This is a genomic window from Klebsiella sp. MS 92-3, from assembly GCF_000195655.1.
Lineage (GTDB): Bacteria > Pseudomonadota > Gammaproteobacteria > Enterobacterales > Enterobacteriaceae > Klebsiella > Klebsiella pneumoniae.
In genome coordinates, this window is record NZ_GL882821.1 from 13592 (window position 1) to 18653 (window position 5062).

Annotated in this window: 6 protein-coding genes; 2 read left to right on the forward strand and 4 right to left on the reverse strand. The window is 55.3% G+C overall.

Annotation, left to right across the window (positions count from 1 at the left end):
• Positions 1 to 30 precede the first annotated feature (30 nt).
• Both HMPREF9538_RS10935 and gapA read right to left on the reverse strand, forming a co-directional pair.
• Entirely contained in the window at positions 31 to 915 is an 885-nt protein-coding gene (locus HMPREF9538_RS10935) for a D-hexose-6-phosphate mutarotase (protein WP_002901240.1), read from the reverse strand.
• 74 nt (positions 916 to 989) lie between these two features.
• Positions 990 to 1985, reverse strand: coding sequence for a glyceraldehyde-3-phosphate dehydrogenase (gapA, locus tag HMPREF9538_RS10930; protein ID WP_002901243.1), 996 nt, complete (start codon positions 1983 to 1985; stop codon positions 990 to 992).
• 338 nt (positions 1986 to 2323) lie between these two features.
• Here gapA and msrB point away from each other — a divergent pair, with 338 nt between their 5' ends.
• A complete protein-coding gene (msrB, locus tag HMPREF9538_RS10925) occupies positions 2324 to 2737 on the forward strand; it encodes a peptide-methionine (R)-S-oxide reductase MsrB (protein ID WP_002901246.1) in 414 nt (137 codons plus the stop codon).
• A 43-nt stretch (positions 2738 to 2780) separates the two neighbouring features.
• Positions 2781 to 3059, forward strand: coding sequence for a YeaC family protein (locus tag HMPREF9538_RS10920; RefSeq protein WP_002901249.1), 279 nt, complete (start codon positions 2781 to 2783; stop codon positions 3057 to 3059).
• 94 nt (positions 3060 to 3153) lie between these two features.
• Here HMPREF9538_RS10920 and yajD read toward each other — a convergent pair whose 3' ends face one another.
• Both yajD and HMPREF9538_RS10910 read right to left on the reverse strand, forming a co-directional pair.
• A complete protein-coding gene (yajD, locus tag HMPREF9538_RS10915) occupies positions 3154 to 3498 on the reverse strand; it encodes an HNH nuclease YajD (RefSeq protein WP_009485419.1) in 345 nt (114 codons plus the stop codon).
• A 160-nt stretch (positions 3499 to 3658) separates the two neighbouring features.
• Positions 3659 to 4912, reverse strand: coding sequence for a glycoside hydrolase family 18 protein (locus tag HMPREF9538_RS10910; RefSeq protein WP_002901255.1), 1254 nt, complete (start codon positions 4910 to 4912; stop codon positions 3659 to 3661).
• Positions 4913 to 5062: the final 150 nt, after the last annotated feature.

Here is a 5062-nt window from a genome sequence, read left to right on the forward strand (position 1 = left end):
AAAGCCCCGTTACCAACGGGGCTTTTGCTATTAGCGTTTTTTCACGCTGATGGTTTGCGCCAGGCGAGAGGGCGTCTCTTCGCTGGCTTTCTGCGGCTGGGTTACGCAGCAGGTTTCGACGCAAACGAAGGTTTTGTAGCCATCGTCCGGCATATCGCCCATGCTGACGGACAGCGCCGGGCCCGGGTTCCAGGCCACCACATTGTGCTGATGATGATGCACCACGTCGATAGTGCGGTTTAGCGCGTCGTCATGGATCACGCTGCAGCTGTCGGCGTTGAGATAGACGCGATCGGTGCGGTCCGGGAAGGTCTGCACGCCGTTGCTCAGAACGCCTTCTTCGGCATTGTTCACTTTATCGATATAGCGCTCGCCAAGACCGCTCACCTTCACCGCCGCGATATCGCCGACGTTGAAATAGCTGTGCAGGGCAGAGGTGGTCTCGAATTCACCGTGGGCTTCCAGCTCGATTTCACAGGTCTTGCCCAGCTTAAAGCGGGCATAGAGGGTGAACTCGTGCGGCCAGAGCTTCATGGTTTCAGCGCTGTGCTGGAGCGCAAAGGTCAACATTACGCCGCTGTCGTCTTCGTCATGACCTTCCAGGGTCCATGGCAGATTGCGGGCAAAGCCGTGCGACGGCAGACCTTGCTGCGCAGAAGGACCAAACCAGGGCCAGCAAATCGGCACGCCGCCGCGCAGGGCGACGCCCTGTTTAAACGGGGTGTTGTTGCTCAGCCACAGAACTTCTTCTTCACCGGCGGGTTTCCAGGAGAGCAGGTGCGCCCCCTGCAGCGCCACAGAGGCTTTCACCTGCGGATGGTCGATGACAATCAGCTCCAGGTCGTCCAGCTGGCGACGGGAGATCACGGGAGAAATGGTTTCATTCACCGGGAGAGCAAAAATTTTATTTATCATTGTGCAATCCTATCTCTGCAGACAAAAAAAAGAGCGACCGAAGTCGCTCTTACAGATTACTTTTTCATCTCAACTTATTTGGAGATGTGGGCAATCAGATCCAGAACTTTGTTGGAGTAGCCGGTTTCGTTGTCGTACCAGGAAACCAGTTTCACGAAGTTGTCGTTCAGTGCGATACCCGCTTTAGCATCGAACACGGAAGTGCAAACTTCGCCGTTGAAGTCGGTAGAAACAACGTCGTCTTCGGTGTAACCCAGAACGCCTTTCATAGCGCCTTCAGAAGCGGCTTTGATGGCTTTCTTGATTTCTTCGTAGGACGCTGCTTTTTCCAGACGAACGGTCAGGTCAACAACAGATACGTTCGGAGTTGGAACGCGGAACGCCATACCGGTCAGTTTGCCGTTCAGTTCTGGCAGTACTTTACCTACTGCTTTAGCAGCGCCGGTAGAGGACGGGATGATGTTCTGAGCTGCGCCGCGGCCGCCGCGCCAGTCTTTGTGAGACGGGCCATCAACGGTTTTCTGAGTAGCGGTGGTAGCGTGGACGGTGGTCATCAGGCCTTCAACGATACCGAAGTTGTCGTTGATAACTTTAGCCAGCGGCGCCAGGCAGTTGGTGGTGCAGGAAGCGTTGGAAACGATGTCCTGGCCAGCGTAAGCGTCGAAGTTAGCGCCGCGAACGAACATCGGAGTGTTGTCTTTGGACGGGCCAGTCAGAACGACTTTTTTCGCGCCAGCGGTGATGTGTTTACGAGCGGTTTCGTCGGTCAGGAAGATACCGGTTGCTTCAGCAACAACGTCAACACCAACTTCGTCCCACTTCAGGTTAGCCGGGTCACGTTCAGCGGTAACACGGATTTTTTTACCGTTAACGACCAGATGACCGTCTTTCACTTCAACGGTACCGTCGAAACGACCGTGAGTGGAGTCATACTTCAGCATGTAAGCCATGTACTCTGCGTCTAACAGGTCGTTGATTGCAACGATCTCGATGTCAGAACGTTTCTGAGCAGCACGGAAAACAATGCGACCGATACGGCCAAAACCGTTGATACCTACTTTGATAGTCATATATTCCACCAGCTATTTGTTAGTGAATAAAAGGTTGCCTGTAAAATTACAAAAACCTTACGCAGCGTCAAGCGGAATCGTGTCAATCATTGCGACAAATCAATCCTGAGCAGACCTTTGCGCGATTGATTTGCCTCACTTTCCCTTTGAGCCCAATTCCATATGGGGGCTGCGCGCGGAATTTTAAAGGGCATTTAAGATAAAAACGTGATTTAAGTCACAATTATCTGGCTGCCTGTGGGCACCGGATAAGTTTAGAACAAAAGTGTACGCTTCATTGTTAATGTTTTGTTAGAATTGGAGCGAAAGTAGTCCATTGCAAAGCGAGATGTAAGCCCATGGCGAATAAACCCACCCCGGAAGAGCTGAAAAATGGCTTGAGCGAAATGCAGTTTTACGTGACGCAGCATCATGGCACCGAACCGCCTTTCACCGGACGGCTGTTGCACAACAAGAAAAATGGCGTGTACCACTGCCTGGTGTGCGATGCGCCGCTGTTTAACTCCCAGACTAAATACGACTCCGGCTGCGGCTGGCCGAGCTTCTACGAGCCGGTAAGCGCGGAGGCCATTCGCTATCTGACCGACAATTCGCACGGCATGCAGCGCATTGAGATCCGTTGCGGAAACTGTGATGCCCATCTCGGCCACGTGTTTCCGGATGGTCCGCAGCCGACCGGCGAGCGGTATTGTGTCAACTCGGCATCGCTGAGCTTCACCGATGAGCAAAATGGCGAGCAAATCAAGGGTTGAAGAAACGATTCAGCAAATTATTCCAGGCGGAGGTGAGCGGAAGATGGATATTGAGCAAATTATCGACAGTATGACGCCGGAAGTGTATCAGCGTCTGGCGACGGCGGTAGAGCTGGGAAAATGGCCGGATGGCGTCGCGCTGACGCCGGAGCAGAAGGAAAATAGCCTGCAGCTGGTGATGCTCTGGCAGGCCCGGTATAACACCGACGCCCAGCACATGACCATCGACACCAGCGGGCAGATGGTAATGAAGAGCAAACAGCAGCTGAAAGAGGATTTTGGCATCGTGCCGAAGCCGATCGCCACCGTTAAACTGCAATAAACCGCCGGCCGGCGGTGAGACGTTCCGGCGTCGGGTAACCGCGCGCCGGATGGCGTCATGTCGAATGACCGCGTCCGGCGGTCAGCCGCTTCGCTTACTTTTTGTTCATCATCGCTTTCAGATCGGCAAACGGGTTGTAGGTGGCCTCGCCGACGCTCTTTTGCGCATCTTCCCCTGCCACCACCGTGGAGCCATACTGATCGGCTTCGGTGTACTTGGAATGTTCGTGATCGTGACAGTACAGGCACAACATCTCCCAGTTGCTGCCATCTTCCGGGTTATTGGAGTGGTCGTGATCGATGTGGTGCACCGTCAGCTCGCGCAGATTGGAGTAGACAAACTCCCGTGAGCAGCGTCCGCACACCCAGGGAAAAAGCTTGAGCGCCTTTTCGCGGTAACCCACATCCAGACGTGCGTAATTTTTGGGGATATAGGCCATGGCCCCCTGCCTCCTGTCAAACGGTTAAGCTGCGCCAACCCCTGGCGCAGCGGATAACAGGCATCATAACCTATCCCGGGCGGCGCGATATACCTGCATTGCAGGCGATGCTGCCTGCGTCACGCCTCTCGGTGCCGACGATGCGGCGGAACAGCCATGATTAGTGTTTGATCCCCAGCGATTCCGCCAGCTGACGGGCCAGCTGATTCTGGTCATCGGCGCCATATTCCCAGAACATGGCCCCGGCGAGGCCCTTCGCCTTGATATAGTCCGCCTTAATGGCTACCGAGCGCGGGTTCTCATAGGAGAGGGCGAACAGCGGCTTGCCCTCTGCGGACTGCACCGACAGCCACGGAACCTTCGCCTCATCGTCCCAGTGCTCGGTAAAACGCTTTTGCGGATCGTTGAGCAGTTTGCCCACGATATCATTGTATTTCACATAGGTGTCTTTGCTCAGGTCATAGCCCAGCGAGGCAAACAGCGCGATCTGTTGTGGCCCAAAATAGGGCTGGGTGACCGGATTGTTTTGCGCATCCGCTTTCGTCCAGTCAATCCCCGGCTCGACCGCCCGTTTCGGTACCCGGCCATAAAAACCAATCCCGAGGTTCATCTGGCTGGGTTTAAGCCCGGCGGCCAGGTAATTGTTGACCACAAAATCGGCGCTGTATTTATCCGCTGCGGCGACCGTCGGCCAGTGGCTGGAGTCATACAGATTCGAGTTGAAGTACTGCGTGCCGTAGGCCATGTCGTAGGTCATCAGGTTGATGTAGTTCAGCACCGGGGCCACCGCTTTGACGTCCACCCAGCTTTTCGGGCTCTCGGCATTGGCGCCCACGGCGATAGTCACCAGCTTTTGCTCACCGACTGCCTCACGCAGCGATTTCAGCAGGGCAGTGAAGTTGTCGCGGTCAGCCGGCTGGCTGGCCACCAGTCCCCAGGCGCCGTTGACCGGAAACTCCCAGTCGAGGTCAATGCCGTCCAGACCATATTGCTGGATGATTTTCTGCGCGGAACGAATAAAGACGGCGCGACTTTCTGCGGTCGCCGCCGCGCCGGAGAAACCACGCGCGCCCCAGCCGCCGACCGACAGCAGGACTTTGAGGTCCGGATTCTGTTTACGCAGGGCGGGGAGCTTTTGCAGATCCGCCTGCACCTTCGGCGACAGCCAGATCTCGTGCAGATGAGCAGGATCCTTCAGGGCCGCATTGGTCTCGTCTTTTTCATCGTTATAGATAAGGCCAAACGAGTAGTTGAGATGGGTGATCTGCCGGACGTCCAGCTTATCGATATCACCGCCCGGCCCGGCGGTGACGTCGCCGCCGCCGTTAAAATAGCCGACGGACATCAGCGGTTGGGCAGAGAGCGCGGAAGCGCAAAGCAAGGGCAAAGCTGCCAGCAAGGGCAAACGTTTCATAGTGGTTCCTCTTTGACATAAAAATAACCACGCCACGGAAATGGCGTGGCGAAAAAACAGCCTTGCCAGACTAGCAGCAATAACCTGTTGAAACTGCGAGAGAGTTCAATTTATGGACAATAGCGAGGCGGCAGAAGAAGACCCCGCCGC